This is a genomic window from Lysinibacillus odysseyi 34hs-1 = NBRC 100172 (assembly GCF_001591965.1).
Taxonomy (GTDB): domain Bacteria; phylum Bacillota; class Bacilli; order Bacillales_A; family Planococcaceae; genus Lysinibacillus_B; species Lysinibacillus_B odysseyi.
The window spans coordinates 203052-221488 of the sequence record NZ_BCVX01000001.1 but is presented as its reverse complement, the minus strand read 5'-3'; the positions used below and the strand labels follow the sequence as shown (position 1 = coordinate 221488).

Sequence of the window (18437 nt, the reverse complement as noted above, 5' to 3'; positions counted from 1 at the left end):
GGAGGGAAACATTTGATGAGGAAGGTAATAGTATTTTCTTTATTTTTTACTCTAATATTATTAAATGGTTGTAATGAAAGTGATAAATTATCAAATCCGGTTTTCAATTGGAATGGAAATAATTATTTTGTCACAAATGAACCAATAAATAAGAGTGAATTGGAAGAAAAGATCGGGGAAATTATGCTGCAAACAAAAGAATTACCTACTAAACACGAGGAGGGCTACAGGCTTAGTGAAGGTACTAATCTATACAAAATAAAAAATAGGGAAATTACGAATAATATTGATAGCGTAATAGCTATAGAAATAAAAGGGGAATATAAAATAGCAAGAATACTTAATGAGATAAAGTAAAAAATATGTTCATTTGAGAAATAAATAATACGTAAAAAATAAGGCGGACGTAATAGATATAATAAAACGGTATTTGTCTTAGAAAATTCCTTGTTCCATATGAGGTAGGGCGGAGCGGCTCTATATCTTTGAAGCAGTAGTTACATCATCACGAAAGGGTTTAGCTGCTTCAAGCCACAATGAAACCATTTACGATATTGTAGATGGTTTTTTCTATGATAAATACTGTATCAAACAGTCCTTCAATATGTGGAGTACAGAGTTAGATATGTTTTTGATGAAGGGTATTAGCAATCGTGTATGGTGAATTATGTAATATATTAAAATAAGGAAAAAGCGCGCCTCCTTTTTAAAAGAGCGCGCTTTCCCTCCGTATTATTCGTCTTTTATAACTACAAACACGCCGCTGAAAATTAAAATGGTACCTATCCAGAAGGAAACCCCGATTGTTTCCCCTAATAATAACCAGCCTAAAAATGTGCCGACAATCGGCTGGAAGAAAAAGAATAATCCTCCGCTGGAAGCATTCATCAATTGAAGACCTTTGTTCCATAGGAAAAACCCGCCAGCTGTAGAGACAATGCCTAGATATAGTAGGCCCCCTGAAATAGTAGGCTGTAAAACACTCGATAAATCTAGATTATTCAGCCGTGGCAGCACTAGCGGCGTTAATAAGATAACAGCTATCAAGGATGAGTAAGTAGTGATGACTATTTGGGAATAATGGGCAGGGACTTTTTTGATTAGCACTGACATCAATGCCCATGTTAATGCGGCTATCAGTAGGAAGAAGCCGCCCAGCTGCTGTGTTTTATCTACTTGTCCGTTACCAACGATCATGAAGACACCGGCTGTGGCTAGTAGAATAGAAAGACATTTTTTCATCGTAATTTTTTCTTTCAAAATAAAACGTGCAAAGATTACCATAAAAGCAGGCGTTGTTGATGTAATGATGGCACCCATTTGAGCAGTAGACAACATTGTGCCCATTTCCTGCGTGACGATCGATATAGTATTCCCGATAAGACCTACAAGAAAAATGATTAGCCAATCCTTTTTAGCAATACGCCAGGATTGTTTCAGACAAAAACCGATAACAGCAAGTGTTACGACGGCAATCAAATAACGCATCCACACAAGCTCAAGCGGCGGCACAACTTCGACAACCACTTTTACGACAACATACATGGCGCCCCATATACTCGCTGCAAGTGATAAGAATAAGGCACCTACTATTTTGTTTTTATGATTCATGTTTTTTTCCTCCGTTTATCATAGAAATCTATGTCCTTAACGGAGAAAAGCTCTTCAACCGTTAAGGAAGAAGGATTGCTGGTACATCATGTTCAAATAATGGAGAAAACATCATATAAATCCACTCCAATCTATATAAGTCTTTAAAATTATAAAATAAAAATAATCATTTGAATAGAAAATCGGTATTAATTACTGAATATTTCGGCGAAGTAAACTTCATCATTATTCTTTACTTCTCAAGCCGACGAAGCTTATCATCAAAGATTCAGCCTGCTGATTATCTAGCCGCTGTAGATGAAAAACTAAGCACGTATTCTTTTAACACAGTCATAATACATAAACGAAGGCATTGGTACAGCAATCTATTACAAAGCTGAGTTTACTAAATATGCTAAAATAATTTGCTAATCTAATTAAATAAATCCATATTAGTGGGTTAGTACATTATATGGTAATAAAATAGGACTATTTTAACTTTATTTATATAACAGACCATTATACTATGAATCTTCAGGCAGATGGAAATTGTCAGATGTCTGATGTACTAAAAAATAAGGACTGATTATATGAAAAAGATCTGGATTTTATCGTTGAGTATTTTGGTTATCGTCGGGCTTTCCGGATGCTCCGGTGACAAGGAAAAAACAACTGAGGAACAGAGCCTGAAAGTGGGGATCATGCTGTCAGAGGCGGGGCTCGGCGATCAATCGTTTTCTGATATTGCCTTTGAAGGGATGGAAAAGGCACGTGATGAACTGAATGTTTCCTTTGATTACCGGGAGCTGGAGGAGTCAGGTACATATGAGCAAGGCTTGGAAGAGCTTGTGGCAGAAGGACAGGATCTCATTATCGGGTTAGGATTTGCTATACAGGAGGAGATGGAGGCTGTCGCTTCGAAGCATCCACAGCAGCAGTTTTTATTAATTGATGCTGTGTCAGAGGTTCCAAATATTCATAATGTGACATTTAAGGAGGACGAGGGTTCCTATTTATTAGGAGCTCTTGCCGCAATGAAATCAAAAACCGGTACGGTCGGGTTTATAGGCGGGGTCGATAGTCCTGTAATCCATCGATTTGAGCAGGGTTTTACTGCAGGTGTTAAGCATGTAAATCCCGAGGCCAAAATATTGTCCGTTTATGCAGGCAGTTTTGGAGATGACAGCTTAGGCGCTTCTATTGCACGGGATATGATTGCACAAGGTGCTGACTTTTTATATCCAGCGGCCGGCTTTACGGGTATCGGATCCATTTTAGCCGCACAGGAAGCAGGCGTTTATGCATTCGGTGTAGATAGTGACCAGTTTTTCCTGGCTGAAAATACTGTCGTATCTTCGATGTTAAAACGTGTGGATACAGCTGTTTATCAATCGATTGAGGAAATGGTGAAGTCAGGGAAACTGTCGGAGAAAAACAAATTGCTGGGCATTAAAGAAGAGGGTGTGAGCCTTGCACCTATTCGTGTTTTACCACTCACAGCTCAAGAGCAAAAACAAATCGATACACTGCAGGAAGAGCTTTCCGATGGAAGCGTGACAATTACTGAATAGAAATAAGGTGAAAATATGAAATTAAAACAGAAAATTTTAATGCTTTCCATTATACCTTTACTGCTCGCGGTCGGTGTAATTGGCTATAATATTGTTCAATTGACGAGTCTGAATTCATCTACGGAGGAGGTGGTGGCATCTCTCGTTACAGTGGAAGAGTTAAACAGCTCCGTCCATAGTCTGCAAAAATCGCTTAGCGTCTACTCCTTGAATATATCCGAGAGTAATAAGCACGACATTGAGAAGGATATAGCCGAAACAGCGGAAATCTATGAAAAGCTCAAAACCGGCTATACGTCTGAACGGCAGCGGAAACTTGGCGAACATTTCGAACAGAAATTCGCTGACGTTGCTGCGGTGGCTGCCGATTCCTTAAAAACGGCCAATGGTACAGAAATAAAGCGGCAGTCGCAGCGGACAAGAGGAATCATCAATGATGTGATTGAACTGAAGAGAGATGTAAGTGCAGGATATGCTATGATGCAGCAGGAACTGCAAAGCAAAATCAAAGCAATTGTCTGGGTATCTATTTTGCTGGCAAGTATTCTTTTAGTAGCAAGCATCGGGGCAGCTCTTTACTTTACAAATCGGATTGTCATGCCAATCCGCAATATGACTGAAAATGCAAAGCAAATTGCGGACGGAAATTTACAGGTACAATTTGAGGAAGTCCATACGCGTGATGAAATCGCTGATTTGCAGCTTTCCTTCAAACAGATGGCCGGCAATTTGAAGGATATTATTTCACATGTATCTCATAGTGCTGACCAGGTTGCCGCATCAGCTGAGGAGCTGATGGCGAGTGCGGATGAAACGATGAGGGGAACAGAGCTCATCTCCACATCTATTCAGGATGTATCAGATGCCGCTGCTCAACAAACAGAGATGTCCGAGGACTCTTCTGCTTTCGCCCAGGAAGTGCTGCTCGATGCAAAAGAGATTGCGAAGCAGGCGGATCATACGATGGAACTGTCCAGATCGACGAACGATAAAATACAAAAAGGTTCAGTTTTTGTTGATAATACCGTATCGCAAATGAATCTCATTCATTCAACAGTGGAAGAAACGGACCATTCTCTGAAGCTGCTTACCGGCCGTACAAAGGAAATTGTCCATATCCTCAACCTTGTCCAGGATATTTCCGAGCAGACAAATCTATTAGCTTTAAATGCGGCGATTGAGGCAGCTCGTGCAGGGGAGGCAGGGAAAGGATTTGCGGTTGTAGCCGATGAGGTGAAAAAATTATCCGAACAGACAAAGCATTCTGTATCAGACATTTCACGGATTGCGGCGGAAATTGAAAAGGATACGGTAAATACGGTAACTTCCATTCAAGATGTGAAGGAACGGGTAAACACAGGTATCACAATTTCCCATAATACAAAAGCGACGTTTGATGAAATTTTAACGATTATTGGGCAGGTACAGGGGCAGGTAAAGCAGATTACCGCTGTTTCGGGTAATATTCACTCGAAAATGGACGCTGTGTCGACACAGTCACTGCAAATCGCCAGCATGTCCCAAACAACATCCGAAAATGCCGTTTCGGTTGCTTCTGCGTCTGAGGAGCAGCTCGCTTCTATGGAAGAAGTAAATGCAGCCGCCGCGTCTTTAGCTCATTTAGCAGAAGATTTGCAAAGGGTTGTTTCCAAGTTCAATGCTTCTTAAAGGGAAGAGTAGAGATAGGTAAGAAAATAAATAGACAGCATGAAACGCCGAGAAGCGCTGGAAATCCAGTGTTTCCGGCGTTTTATTTTGTGTAGAATAAATATTTTGTGGAAAATGTCCCCTTTTAGCCGGCTCATTTCGATTGTTTTATATAAAGGGGGAATCAATTATGAATTGGCAAGGTCTACAAGTGCTGTTGACATATGATCTGGCAGAAAGGCTTGGTGTGAGCAGACAGCATTTGCTGCGCAATTTTGCTAGGCATCGCCACATGCTGACAGAAGGGGTGCATTACTTCGTGCTATCCGGTATGGCGCTTGACGAGTGGAAAGGAATATATGGCGGGCAGCTGCACCCTCCTGTTTGTATCGTTTGGACGGAGCACGGTGCCTATTACTTAATGCAGACATTCCGCGCTCCTTATGTAAGGAGAAATTATATAGAGCGGGTATTTCCGTACTTTTGGGAGGGGAGTAAATGAGGAAGCTTGCGAACTGTGAATCCGTGCCTGTTTATAAGCGATTGGCTGTGAAGATCGGCCTGTATGAAGCCATATTTATTCAGCAGCTTCACTACAGGCTTCAGTTTTCGAAAACAGTAATGGCGGGTGATAAATGGTATCAATGCAAAATGGACAATTGGCTGCTGCAGCTGCCATTTTTATCGAAAAGTACAATAGAGCGTACAATCAGATCATTATGTATCATGCAATTGGTTGAAAGAAGGACGTTTAATGGCAAAGGTACATGTTACCGGATCTGTTATGAAGTATTGCAAAAAGTGTTAGTTGTAGACAGTGCATCAACTAGAAGCGCGCTTCCATCTGATGGCAATTATGCTTCTAATTGCTGTACAACCGCGCATCAAGTAGAAGGAGAAAGCACCTCATATAGAAGGAGGAAAATAGCCAAAAACGCTGATATATCAACGGCTGCCGAGCCCCTAAGAAGTAAAGAAAGAATAAAAGAAAAAATAATTAAAGAAAGCAACGATGTACTGTTGTATGCAAAAGCGATAGGCGGGCAGTGGGGAGAAGATGAGGGACGAGTGTTTCAAACGGTGTATGATGCACTGAATGACGGGGCTGATGTTGTAAACATGCTCACGCAAGTCCGGCAGGCATGCCAGCAGCAGCTTACACTATATCCGGATGAACTCTTTGGTAATGGGTATGCATGATATTAACATGCTCGAACAAAGCATACTCGGCGTAGTCCTGGAGGATTCACACTTCGTGGATGACACAGTATTACACCCGTCCATGTTTACTGTCGTACATCATCGGAATTTACTGCAATGCATGCGGCAGCTGAAAAGTGAAAATATGATGATCGATATTATCACGTTAATTGCACGTTTTGGGGCGGAACATTTTGGAGGAGCCAGCTACTTACAAAGCCTGCAGCAATACGCGAACGAGGAAAAGTTCGAAGCGTACTGCGAGTTACTGCAGGAGCAGTACAAGGAACGCCGGAAACTGCAGCTGCTCCACCAGGCCCAGCAGGAAAACTGGAAAGTCGATACGATTTTGGAGCATCTCGATCAAATCCAAGACACGGTAATGCCAGTGGACACAAGCATTAAACCGGCCCTTATGGTTATGCATGACTGGCCGTTTTTGCACACTGTTATTGAACCTTCGATCACGACCGGTATGGCTTCACTCAACCGGCTTTTGGAAGGATTCAAGCCCGGGGAGCTGACCATTTTAGCGGCTCGGCCATCGATGGGGAAGACGGATGTCATGACCCATTTTGCATTAGCCGCTGGACGGGAATATACCGCTTTGATATTTTCCCTGGAAATGAGCCGTGATGCACTGCTGAAGCGTATGATCGCGCAAATTGGCGGATTTAACCGGCATCATCTGCATGATCCATACGGACGCTTGTCCGAGCAGGACAAGCTGCACTGGAGCAAGGTGTTAAACAGCATTTATACAAGAAGCATTGAAATTGACGAGCGTTCTATTTTGACCGTAGAAAAAATGAGGGTACAGGTCCGAAGAACGAAGAAAAACCATCCAGGTAAACCGCTCATCGTCTTTATTGATTACCTGCAAATTATGCAGACGGATGAAAGCCTGCCGCATGTGCAGGCAATCGGCAAGATCAGCCGCAGTTTAAAGGCGCTGGCGAAGGACTTCGAATGCCCTGTCATCTGTCTTTCCCAGCTGAACCGAAATAGTGAGAGCCGTATAGAGAAAAGACCGATGCTTAGCGATATACGCGACTCCGGCAATATTGAGCAGGACGCGGACGTGGTGCTGCTGCTATATCGGGACAGCTACTACAGCAAAGAAAAAACAAACCGATTCGATCCACTTGAAATCATTGTCGCAAAACACCGCAATGGGTCGATCGGAAAGGTGAAGGTGCTCTATGACAAAACAACCGGCCGCATTCAAGACAATGCATGAAATCTTCGCAGCTGCCCTTAGCTGTGAAGACGCCTTTTTAGCAACGGTTGTCTACTGGTGCATCCAGGATGGCCGCCTGCAGCTGACAGATCCGAGCGCTACACTGGATACAGTTGTATTCACAGAATCAGAAAAGGAAACAATCCGCGAGTGGATCAAACGGGATGTACTCGGGCTCAAAAAGATAAAGCTCTATGCGTTTGAGTGCAGAGAGGGGAGCTATGCATTAATTTACGCCGAGCATGTTGACCAGGCCGCGCACTTATTTGAAGGAATCTACGGTTTTCGTCCTGCCCGTGCTTTTAACGTGTATGACCGGTTAAAATGCCGTACATATGTTGTAAACGGACGGGTGCAAACGATTCAGGAGCTGAAATATACACTCCCGGAGCTGCCGTATTATTTTGGAGAGGTGGGAGGGTGAATGGGGGCGGGTTTTGAATCAGCTGTAGCTTTAGAATAAAGTTTGATCATTTCCTGCTGTTGAATAATGAGCGTATATTAATTAATCAGCTAAATTAACGATTATCATATATAGATTTGGAATATAAATTTTGCAAAGACCCTAGCGCCACTAGCATTTTCTTGAAAATTTCCAGCTGCCATGCAAGCTACCGCTGTTTAACTTTGCTTGTTCACGGGAACTAAAAGTACAAGATATTGGAGGAATTTCAATGAAAAAAGTTCAGAAGAAATGGAACAGCTGGAGTCGCGGAAAAAAAGTTATAAGCGCTCTTATTCTTCTTTTGATTTTGCTATATATAGGAGAAATGGTATGGCATACATATAAACCGTTGCCGGAAGACATTTCCTATGAAGGAGACTTGCATAGAACAGATAATATTGAAATGCTAACGGATTTAACTTATGCGCAAGACCAGGAAGGGACCAATCGGAAACATGAGAATCATATATTTGATGAAGTTTATACGTTGATTGATGAAGCCGAACAGTTTGTAGTGGTGGATTTCTTTTTGATGGATGGGTATTTCGATGAAAAAGAAGATTTCCCGCCAATCGCGAATATCCTCTCTGACAAGCTTGCCGAGAAAAAGAAAAACAATCCCGATATGCCGGTTGTTTTCATCACCGATCCGCTCAATAAGGGCTATGGCTCCTATGAAACTCCGTGGTTCAAGAAGATGCGTGAAGCCGGGGTAGAAATTGTTTACACCGATTTAAAACAGCTGCGGGATTCCACGCCGGTTTATTCAGGCTTATACCGATTATTTTTTCAATGGTTCGACCATGACGACAAGGGATGGATTGCCAACGCCATGTCAAATAAAGCGCCGAAAATGACCGTATCTTCCTATTTGGAACTGCTCAACGTGAAAGCCAACCACCGCAAAGCGGCCGTTTCGGAAAAGGAAGCGATTATCACATCATCAAACCCGCATGATGCAAGTGGCTTCCACGGAAATCTTGGTTTGAAAGTAACAGGGCCCGTCATAAACGATATTCTGGAGGCAGAAGAAGCGGTATCGCTCATGTCGGATGGTCCGAAATTGCCGAGGGCTGATATACCGCAGCAAGGTGACGGCCAGTATGCTGTACAATATTTGACCGAGAAGAAAATTTTAGACGCCTTGATTGAAGATCTAGCGGCGACAAAAGCAGGGGATAAAATTTGGATTGGCATGTTCTTTGTTGCCCAGCGCGACATTGTCAACACCTTAACAGATGCAGCGAACCGGGGCGTGCAGGTGAATATGATTCTAGACCCAAATGAAAATTCATTCGGCCAGGAAAAGACCGGTCTGCCGAATCGACCGGTTGTGAACGAGCTGCTTGAGGATACAAATGAACAAATCAATATTCGCTGGTACAACACTGTCGTCGGCCAATACCATACAAAAGCCATCTGGATTCAAACAGCGGAACAAACAATCATTTCAAGCGGTTCTGCCAACTATACGGAAAGAACATTGGAGAATTACAACCTGGAAGATAACGTACGCATTCTCGCTCCCAATGATAGCGCGCTCGCCTTGGATATGGAACGATATTTTGAAAGGCTTTGGAAGAATGAAGATGCCCTCTACACTCTTGATGTGGAAGAATATCAGGATAACTTCTCCTGGTGGCAGCGCTGGATTTACACGGCTCAAAGAGCACTCAAGGTAACCACTTATTAACGGAAAAAACAAGAGCCTCCCAGTTAAATGTGACTGGTTCGGTTGATGGGGAGAAACATGTTAAAAACAATGTAACCAACACTCTAATTAGCATGATATTTAGCCAGTAAACTCACTATATAAATGGCGAATAGAACCGCTCAGATTATTTCTGAGTGGTTTTTTATTTCATATTTTGAACCAGCAGGGATTCCTTTAAAAAAGTAAATTTACAACGATAAGAAGATACACGATTTTATTCAGTAACACTGATGACCTAGCATTGTGCCAAATTCATTCAAACCATTGCTGCACCTGAATCTTAAGAAGTGTATAAAACAGTGTATAAATAATGTTTATAAGAAAAGGCCACGAACGTTGATATCACAACATTCGCAGTTTTTTGATGTGTTTCCAAACTTGCATTAGGGAACGTTATTTTGTATGGAGTTGTATGGATTAAAACGCTTGTATTACTGAAAAAGTTGTGAAGTTATACCGTTTTAGGATGATGATAAGTTCCTAAGTTGAGATTTCATATAAAGAAAAAAGGATTACAATAAAGCCAATAACTATATAAACGTAGGCTTTCTTCTCGTTAATATTTTTTAAATCTAATCCATGATTAGTTATAGCTAATCCACCTATAAGTAAAAATAACCCAATAGTAGGGGCGTAAAAATAAATAAATAATGCAAGAAAAACTAAAAAACATTGAATAGTTAAATGAAACTTTGAGTTGAATCCGAATATCATAATACACCACCTAACGTTTTACTTTAATTATTTCTCTAAAAGGTCAATAGGTTTCTTTAATCGTTTGGAAAGCTATTATCTTTCAGTCACAGAACTTTCATTCGGGAACGTTTATTATGATTGTTTTGAATAGCTTATAAATCCGTGCTGCGCTAAAGCGTCTGATGGCTTAAGAGAGTATTGGTACAAATAGAACGTCAAGAAAAATGTCTACCGATATTAATGTGTATTAATGACCAAGATTATCGTTGTTACCCCTAAGTGGTTCTACTATTTCTCCATCTTTATCTGTTACAATACTGTCGGTTTCCTTATTAGCCTCGGTCAAAGATCCATAATAAACAAAAACACCAAAAGTAATGATAGCTATCGTTGTTAATCCTATAGAAATTCTCTTTTTCATAAAGTAGTTATCTCCCTCCATATAAATTTATTTTGTTCGAATTTTAACATACACTTTTTTCAATCCGATCTGATTAAAGCACAGCGCTTATTCAACAACTGCACCAGTTAGGTGAAGTATAACCTTCCTAAAGCGTCCTTTGGTAGCCATTCCTTGAGATTCTATTTATATTTTATCGCCATTCAGAACAAGTGTATCGAACAGTCCTCTTTAAAATAATTTCTCGCAGCGTCTCAGAACGTTATTTGCTAATAAAGACAGCGGCAAATACTGTTTTAACAGTGCGTGGCGGTGTTTGAAATGTTACCAAGCTTGATTTTTGAACGTTTTTTTATCGAGATGAATAGAAAATATGCAGTTGATTATACAGTAACTGTACTTTTAAGGTTGATTGTATCCTTAAGAACTTCTATGTTAGTATCTCTCAATTTTTATCGTTATAGCTTCTTCGCCTGCTATGTTTTCTTTTTCAGAAACATTCTTAATAGAATCTTCAACTATTTGTTGAAGATTCGTATCATCAACTTTTAAATTCTCCGGGAAACATACTGATAATTCAATAGTTCCTGTACCAAGATTACCACCTACTATTATTATTATTGACTCACTATCAATTTCTATTGGTTCTGCAATAGATGCTATTATTTCATTTTTTAATTCTGATAATATATTTAATTCTGATTCTGGCAATAAATTTACATCATTTTTCGAATCATCTAATACTTCCACTTTGGACTCTCCATTACACCCAACTAACAAAATTGAAATAACTACAATTCCTGAAATTATAGTTGCTTTTTTAAACACTTTTAATTCCCCTCCGTCAAATAAATCACATATTATACAATAATTTACTTATATCAAGAGGAACGAAATTAATTGGTATAGGTTCCCATATTTAGATTATAACCGTCCCAAAGCGATGTTTGGGAACTATATTTTTTGCCAATGTTCAGTTATCTCATCGTAATATGTATCTGTCCAATGGTAAGGTTGCAGTTCCTTTAATGTTTTAAAAATAATTGCTTGTGTATCATTTGAAATAGCACATTGTACTTGCGGTCCCCAGTAAAACAAGCGTTCTTGACACACCCCACAAGGTGAAAGCACTTTTAATGGTGAATGTTCGTCTTCGCGTGCTAAGCAAATACTATGGGTTACTTTTTTATTGTATTTATGAGCTTCTAATATAGCACCAGTTTCCATACATAAATTGGTTGAATCATTAATGACTTCTGGTGCTACACTTGTATAAATCGTACCGTCTTCTACACGAATGGCTGCTGCACCACCCCAACCGCTAGGATATCTTTCTTCAACTAAATTTTTTACAGCGTTATATAGTTCTTTACCTATCATTGTTCAATAACTCCTTAAATGAATTTTCTATACTCTTTATTATTGTAACAAAGTTACCAAACCGTCGTTTGGGAAACTATTATCTTTCAGTCACGAAACTTCCATTCGGGAACGTTTATTATGATTGTTTTGTATAGCTTATAAATCCGTGCTGCGCTAAAGCTCCCCGTTAGTGAAATAAGAACGCTTATGAAACAATCGCACCTGTTTAAAGAAAGAGGTTCCATTTTTATATACTCATACATATTTTTCTGGTATGTACAACCGCATATAAAGATAATCATCCTCCAGATCGTCTGTTATTTCAAAGCCTATGTTGCTCCAAAATTTTTGTGCGGTTATATTTTCTAGATTAACTGGTACGGAAATCCTACTTGCATTGTATTCTTTCCGCAAATATTCAACACAAAGCCTGGCCGCTGCTGATCCATAACCTCTTTTTTGAAAACGGCTATCTATCATAAAATTTATGATTTGAGGGTTGTTTTCGCCAATATACATTAAAACATAGCCGACCATCACATTATCGGCATAAATTGCAAAGGGGCGTGAGTCATCATAAAATACCCACGCTTCGGCTAAAGACCATGCTACAGAGTCTACAAAGTCCGCATTGGTATCAGCTGTATGCAAGTTTAAACATTCTTCATAATTGTCCTGATTAATTGTTCTTAACTCCACCAAAAAATATCACCTTCCAAACATAGTTAAGGATGTTTAATGTAAATAATTCAACTTTTGAAAAGTGGAATTAGCAAATAAATCTTTATACAACCTGGAAATCCTAGAACTTAATGCTCCAATTAGTTTTGAATCAGTTCTCTTTGATAATAGTCATTCCTAAATAGTTTAGTTTCCATTTATTCTCTCTACCTCTGTGTGTAGTAAATGTTTCACTAGAAAGGGTGATAACTTGGTAGCAACCTTCCCTCCATTGGCATTTGGCTTCCTTGCTTATTATCGCTTGTACACCATACTGATATGACCTAGGCTCGGCCGCACACCTGCTTCTTAACGTTCCTAATCTAGTAATTATAAGGAGTGCTTAAATTGACCGTTATAGTGGATATATTTTTTTGAAACTCGGATATTTCCATACTTGCTTCACCTCATCACTCTGAATTCACATAATGTTAAATTATACCATAGAACATTCCGAAAGCTTCGTTTGGGGACATCTTGAACATAAGCAGCTTAAAATAAAACGCCCTATTCAATTGAATAAGGCGTTTGATTCCCTAACTTTCGTTTGAGAACGTTATTTGTGTTTGTTTTGTATACATTATTAGTTCTTATTGAACAAAATCCTCCATTATTTGAAGAAGAAAATTAAGTTTATACAATAAATGAACCCTTTTTACAGTAGTAAGGGAGTTTATAGTTTAGTATTCTAAAATGGTATTTAAATTTTGTTTGAATTGTAGATTAGTTGAACAACGCCAGAGGAAAAAGTCCTTGTATTCATCAAATTTAGATTCAATCTTTGTTTTACATCAACAAATAACGGTCTTCCTTCTCCTAATACTACAGGGTGAACAGATAATCTAAACTCATCAACGAGTCCTAAATCAATAAAAGTCGTAATGAGACTTGCCCCACCGTATAGCCATATGTCTTTGCCGGGATTATTCTTTAATTTATTTACTTCCTCGGTAATATTTTTATTTACAAATGTTGCTTTACTGCCAGACCCTTTTTGCGTTTTAGAAAACACATATTTTTCCTTGTTGTGAACCAATTCCCACATTTCTTTTTCATCATCAGAAGCCTCAGTTGTTGGAATATATTGTCCCCATAAATCGTAACTTTTTCTTCCATACAAAATTGTATCAATTTGATTTAGGAAATTAGTAAACTCCATTTCAGGGTCCATTATGCACCAATCAACTTCGCCGTTTTTCCCTTCAATAAATCCGTCTAAGGAAACAGCTAAATCTAAAATTACTTTTCTTGTTCTTACTTCATTGGACATTATTTTCACTCCTTCTAGTTGTTTAAGAATTCGGCCCGTTAGTTGAATATCATTCATACATACTCGAAGCAATTAAAATATCAGCGATAATTTTCCAAGATGGTTGTTTAGGTGGTATTTCATTATTATTTACATAATACCCATCCATATCAGTAACCCAAGCCTCCATAGCTTCTAAGTAATCTGCGAGTGTTACATTCTTCCACTCAGCACCATTAGATTGTAAATCTTTTCTGAAGTAATTAATAAATTTAATTAAATCTTCTCGACTCTTTATATTTTCTACTCTTCCATATAATTCCATCTATAAACCACCTTTTTATAATATCCTCCATCAAAAGACTAGGTATTTTCTTCTTCAACTAACCAGCCCCGTTAGCGTAATAAGGATTAACTAGAATATTTGAAAGGAAGGACAGCAAAAACACCTGCCATAAAGAACCCGTTTTTTAATATAGTCTATAAAATATTTGTCTTAAATAAGGAAGGTTAAATCTGCATCTCTAGCCCAAACAAGTCTTTAAAACCGGATTTCCCTTGAGAGGTAATAACGATTTCCCGGGAATTTGCTTTCGTTTCTATCCAGCCCAATTCAATATACTTTTCAAACAAACCATTTCCTAACGCCCCCCCCAAGTGATGCGTACGTTCACTCCAGTCAAGACAGGCATGAGAAAAGGAACGGCGCTTTTTAGATAAGCCGACTAAATCTATGCCAAAGTCTTTAAAAAAGAGCTCTCCCGCAGCTGTCACAATAAACTCTTTATTGTTTCTCTCAATATATCCTGCCTGTTGCATGGTATTTGTTAAATTCACACTTACACGTCCAGCTAAATGGTCGTAACAGGTTCTTGCATGTTCTAATTTTTTTAATTGACTGGATTGATTTAAAGATCGAACTTCAGGTAGAGGAGATAAGGACATAATGATCTCAAGGGTATTTGCTACCTCGTCATTGGCCAATCGGAAATATCGAAACCGTCCATGCTTTTCACAAATGATAATGTTATTTTCTTCTAGCTTTGCAAGGTGAAAGCTAGCTGTCTGGGGTTTTATGGAGGCCATATATGCCAGTTCACTGGCTGTATGGAATTTCCCATCCATTAAAGCTGCCAGTATGGCCGCTCTTGACTTTTCAGCAAGAAGAGCCGTTAGTGCCGAAATATTCGGATGTATAATCATTTTGAACACCTCTGTAATCCATACTTAGATGAATATCGTATTATGTAGCTTTTATAATCATACTAAAGAATCTCTCCACAAGGGAAGGGAGATTTTTTTAACAAGAAAAATTTGATTGGGAGGTCAGTATTCATGAAAAAACATTACTTTTTTGCACTAATTATCTTAACTACTTTTTTAATGGGATCGTCTTTTGCGGTAGGGAAGATAGGTTTAGGCTATTCTTCTCCGTTGTTATTGGCTGGATTACGTTTTCTTCTAGCTGGATTGATCATGGCTATTATTGTGAAGGTGCTAAAAAGGCCCCACCCTGGCAGTATGAAAAATTGGGGAAGAGCAGCGGTTATAGGAACCCTGCAAACAGCAGGAGTAATGGGATGTATATTTTTAAGTCTCAGAACGATAACAGCGAGTGAATCTTCTATTCTGACTTTTATGAACCCATTATTAGTCATTATTTTAGGCACCGTTTTTATGGGGAATCGTTATAAATGGTTTCAGTGGACTGGCGTTGTCCTAGGTTTTATAGGTGTAGGGATTACGTTAGGCGGCATAAATGAATTTAAAATAGGAATCGTGTTTGGCGCAGCTTCATCTGTTTTTTGGGCAGTTTCCACGTTATTAGTTAATAAATGGGGAGTACATTTTGATACATGGGTACTTTCTGCATATCAAATGCTGGCCGGCGGAGGCATTCTACTATTATTGAGTATATTGCTGGAAGAACCTTTCTTTCATATGAATAAGCATTCGATCCTTATTCTCTTATGGTTAAGTATCATGTCCTCCATTGTTCAATTTGCCGTTTGGTATTTCCTTTTACAAAAGGGCGAGCCGGGGAAAACAAGTTCTTATTTATTTCTAGCCCCATTTTTTGGCGTGTTGACGGGGAGTGTATTGCTAAACGAACCGATTTCCTATTCGCTGATGGCTGGAGGACTATTTATTTTCATCGGTATCTATCTTGTTAATAACAATTTTACAAAAGAAGAGGTGAATAATACCGGTACTTCTCTAAATAAAATAAATGAATAAAAAATTTACGGAGGAGCAGCCGAAGATGGAAAAGAAAACGTGGAAAGATTATTTTTATGAAATAATTAAGGCATTGGTGCTTTATAAATAAGTGTTTTCAGTGTTGTTTTAAGGATTTATCCGATAAGTTAAACTAGCCAATCACTCCAAGTAAGAATAGTAGGAGGATACATAGTATGTCTGTTCACAAAAAAAGTAAAAGCATCTTAGGAATTGAAAGTGCAGGAGATAATGAGTTAGGAATTACTATTTCATATTGGAGTCTCTAGAAAATATAAAGAGATGGAAGGAGAATGCAGCTCATAAAGCAGCTCAAATAAAGGGAAAAAAGAGTGGTATAAGAAATATAAAGAGCGAATTTGTAAGATGGAAATAATACTATATCTCGTAGTCTCCCACTGTATGGAGAGAGTGGATTGAAAATGTAGTTGTCCTGCGAAAAAATAATAATTTAAAATCCCTCCCCGTAAAAGGAGAGATTTAATACAGGGTAGCTCTTGTTGCGCTGCCCATCATGTCTGCGCCTCCTTCCTAATAGAAGGGGGCGTTTTAAATTATAGAGCGGTAATTTTTAATCTGAAAAAAGGTAGAAAGGCATCCCGCAGCTCAAATATTTAGAAGAGAATGAGTAGCTTCTTTTTTGTTCAAACTATAAGTTAGTACTGATTATTCCATACATCCCTTCTCTATATTACACCTGCATTTCCGCTATTTATTATTCTAAATATAGAATTGGAAGATGAGTTATTTTCTGTTTCAATTAGTTGGAAGTGTATAAAGCAGTATTCTCGACATTCATTTGTATCAGTCTTAAACTATTGTAGTATAGTAAAAATAATGGCTATACATAATATTGATGCATTAATTTGAGAGGGGGCTTATAAGGTGAAGCATAAACAGGAAGTCAAGTTCATTCCTTTATTGATTATTGTGCTGATAGGGGCAATCATCTGGTTCATTCCTTCTCCAGAAGGTTTAGAAGTACAGGCATGGCATTTGTTTGCCGTTTTTGTCGCTACCATTATCGGGCTTATTCTTAAACCGCTTCCAATGGGAAGTATCGCAATATTGTCCTTAACGATTATTATCGTGACCAATACGTTAGAGCTCGAGGAAGCATTAAGCGGGTTTCAAAACTCGACTATTTGGCTGATAGTCATTGCTTTCTTCATTTCAAGAGGGTTTATTAAAACAGGGCTTGGTACACGTGTAGCATATATTTTTGTTCGTCTATTTGGAAAAAAGACTTTAGGCCTGTCCTATTCCCTCATTGCCAGTGATTTGATTCTTTCTCCAGCGATGCCGTCGAATACAGCACGTGCCGGGGGGATTTTATTGCCGATTATCCGGTCATTGTCGGAAACGTATGGTTCGAGATCCGGAGACGGTACAGAAAGAAAAATAGGTGCTTTCTTAATGACCGCCTCATTCCAAGGCAATATGATTACTTCGGCTATGTTCTTAACGGCAATGGCTGCGAACCCTTTAGCAGCAAAGCTCGCAGAAGATATTTCGGGGACAGCTATTTCCTGGGTAGGCTGGGCTACAGCGGCGATCGTACCCGGTCTGATCAGTTTAATCGTCGTACCATTTCTCATTTACAAAATTTATCCGCCGGAGATTAAAGAAACGCCATCTGCGACAGAGGAAGCGAAGAAAAAGCTTGATGCCATGGGTCCGTTAAAAAGAGATGAATGGTATATGATCGGGATCTTCATTCTTCTGCTTGTTTTATGGATATTCGGCTCGAACTTCCATCTTGATGCAACGGTCACAGCCTTTATAGGGTTGTCTTTATTACTCCTTACACAAGTGTTAACATGGAATGATATTAAGCAGGAACAAGGCGCCTGGGACACGTTAATATGGTTTTCAGTACTTGTCATGATGGCCATGTTTTTGAACAGTACAGGGTTAATCCCTTGGTTCAGTGATAAGGTGCAGGGATTCATCGGTGGAACGTCCTGGATGTTGGCGCTGGTCATCCTTGTGATTGTGTACTTCTATTCCCATTACTTTTTTGCAAGTAATACGGCCCATGTAAGTGCCATGTACGGTGCCTTTCTTTCCGTCCTTGTCGCTGCTGGGGCCCCGCCGATGGTTTCTGCCCTGATCCTTGCGTTTTTCAGTAACTTATTCGGCTGTTTAACGAATTACGGCAGCGGACCAGCACCTGTCTTCTTCGGTGCAGGCTATGTAACACAAGAAAAATGGTGGGGAATCGGATTTGTTATCTCCATCGTTCATATTGTGATTTGGCTTGGTATCGGCGGACTATGGTGGAAAGTGCTTGGACTTTGGTAAAATAGTACGCATTGTTCGGACAGGCACTTACAGGTAGCTCACACTATAGACAGACGTCCTT

Annotated in this window: 18 protein-coding genes; 10 read left to right on the top strand and 8 right to left on the bottom strand. The window is 39.3% G+C overall.

Annotation, left to right across the window (positions count from 1 at the left end; all coding sequences use genetic code 11):
* The first annotated feature begins 15 nt into the window (after positions 1 to 15).
* Positions 16 to 357: a hypothetical protein gene (locus BOD01S_RS01175; RefSeq protein ID WP_036154855.1), complete on the top strand. Its 342-nt coding sequence runs from the start codon at positions 16 to 18 to the stop codon at positions 355 to 357.
* Positions 358 to 732: 375 nt separating this feature from the next.
* On the opposite strand, the gene BOD01S_RS01170 is transcribed toward BOD01S_RS01175, so the two are convergent.
* On the bottom strand, positions 733 to 1611 hold the full coding sequence (locus BOD01S_RS01170) for a DMT family transporter (protein WP_036154853.1): 879 nt from the start codon (positions 1609 to 1611) through the stop codon (positions 733 to 735).
* Positions 1612 to 2180: 569 nt separating this feature from the next.
* Between BOD01S_RS01170 and BOD01S_RS01165 the strand changes: the two genes are divergently transcribed.
* The 7 genes from BOD01S_RS01165 to BOD01S_RS01135 all read left to right on the top strand — a co-directional run bounded on the left by BOD01S_RS01165 (position 2181) and on the right by BOD01S_RS01135 (position 9386).
* Positions 2181 to 3161 (top strand): BMP family lipoprotein, encoded by a 981-nt coding sequence (locus BOD01S_RS01165; RefSeq protein ID WP_036154851.1) that lies wholly within the window; start codon positions 2181 to 2183, stop codon positions 3159 to 3161.
* A gap of 15 nt (positions 3162 to 3176) precedes the next feature.
* A complete protein-coding gene (locus BOD01S_RS01160) occupies positions 3177 to 4829 on the top strand; it encodes a methyl-accepting chemotaxis protein (protein WP_036154849.1) in 1653 nt (550 codons plus the stop codon).
* A 169-nt stretch (positions 4830 to 4998) separates the two neighbouring features.
* Positions 4999 to 5310, top strand: coding sequence for an ORF6N domain-containing protein (locus BOD01S_RS01155; RefSeq protein WP_036154847.1), 312 nt, complete (start codon positions 4999 to 5001; stop codon positions 5308 to 5310).
* On the top strand, positions 5307 to 6008 hold the full coding sequence (locus BOD01S_RS01150; protein WP_036154845.1) for a hypothetical protein: 702 nt from the start codon (positions 5307 to 5309) through the stop codon (positions 6006 to 6008). Before BOD01S_RS01155 ends, BOD01S_RS01150 begins: the two co-directional genes overlap by 4 nt.
* Positions 5980 to 7248 (top strand): replicative DNA helicase, encoded by a 1269-nt coding sequence (locus BOD01S_RS01145; protein ID WP_081977962.1) that lies wholly within the window; start codon positions 5980 to 5982, stop codon positions 7246 to 7248. Before BOD01S_RS01150 ends, BOD01S_RS01145 begins: the two co-directional genes overlap by 29 nt.
* Complete coding sequence (locus BOD01S_RS01140) at positions 7211 to 7672, top strand: hypothetical protein (RefSeq protein ID WP_036154843.1); 462 nt, start codon at positions 7211 to 7213, stop codon at positions 7670 to 7672. The genes BOD01S_RS01145 and BOD01S_RS01140 overlap by 38 nt, the downstream gene beginning before the upstream one ends.
* A 250-nt stretch (positions 7673 to 7922) precedes the next feature.
* The gene (locus BOD01S_RS01135) at positions 7923 to 9386 is read left to right on the top strand and encodes a phospholipase D family protein (RefSeq protein WP_036154841.1); all 1464 of its coding nucleotides are present in this window, start codon (positions 7923 to 7925) and stop codon (positions 9384 to 9386) included.
* A 964-nt stretch (positions 9387 to 10350) separates the two neighbouring features.
* Here BOD01S_RS01135 and BOD01S_RS23160 read toward each other — a convergent pair.
* The 7 genes from BOD01S_RS23160 to BOD01S_RS01100 form a co-directional block, all read right to left on the bottom strand.
* Positions 10351 to 10545: a hypothetical protein gene (locus BOD01S_RS23160; protein WP_169745613.1), complete on the bottom strand. Its 195-nt coding sequence runs from the start codon at positions 10543 to 10545 to the stop codon at positions 10351 to 10353.
* A gap of 393 nt (positions 10546 to 10938) precedes the next feature.
* Complete coding sequence (locus tag BOD01S_RS01125; protein WP_036154837.1) at positions 10939 to 11331, bottom strand: hypothetical protein; 393 nt, start codon at positions 11329 to 11331, stop codon at positions 10939 to 10941.
* Between the two features lie 126 nt (positions 11332 to 11457).
* Positions 11458 to 11883, bottom strand: coding sequence for a cytidine deaminase (locus BOD01S_RS01120; RefSeq protein ID WP_036154836.1), 426 nt, complete (start codon positions 11881 to 11883; stop codon positions 11458 to 11460).
* Between the two features lie 237 nt (positions 11884 to 12120).
* Positions 12121 to 12564: a GNAT family N-acetyltransferase gene (locus BOD01S_RS01115; protein WP_233153123.1), complete on the bottom strand. Its 444-nt coding sequence runs from the start codon at positions 12562 to 12564 to the stop codon at positions 12121 to 12123.
* 721 nt (positions 12565 to 13285) lie between these two features.
* Positions 13286 to 13855, bottom strand: coding sequence for a dihydrofolate reductase family protein (locus BOD01S_RS01110; protein ID WP_036154832.1), 570 nt, complete (start codon positions 13853 to 13855; stop codon positions 13286 to 13288).
* Positions 13856 to 13904: 49 nt separating this feature from the next.
* Positions 13905 to 14159, bottom strand: coding sequence for a DUF7660 family protein (locus BOD01S_RS01105; protein ID WP_036154830.1), 255 nt, complete (start codon positions 14157 to 14159; stop codon positions 13905 to 13907).
* Positions 14160 to 14344: 185 nt separating this feature from the next.
* Positions 14345 to 15037 carry an ArsR/SmtB family transcription factor gene (locus BOD01S_RS01100; RefSeq protein WP_036154828.1) on the bottom strand — a complete coding sequence of 231 codons (693 nt, stop codon included), beginning with the start codon at positions 15035 to 15037 and terminating at the stop codon, positions 14345 to 14347.
* Positions 15038 to 15169: 132 nt separating this feature from the next.
* Here BOD01S_RS01100 and BOD01S_RS01095 point away from each other — a divergent pair, with 132 nt between their 5' ends.
* Positions 15170 to 16072: a DMT family transporter gene (locus BOD01S_RS01095; RefSeq protein ID WP_036154825.1), complete on the top strand. Its 903-nt coding sequence runs from the start codon at positions 15170 to 15172 to the stop codon at positions 16070 to 16072.
* 885 nt (positions 16073 to 16957) lie between these two features.
* Positions 16958 to 18376: an anion permease gene (locus tag BOD01S_RS01090; RefSeq protein ID WP_036154823.1), complete on the top strand. Its 1419-nt coding sequence runs from the start codon at positions 16958 to 16960 to the stop codon at positions 18374 to 18376.
* Positions 18377 to 18437: the final 61 nt, after the last annotated feature.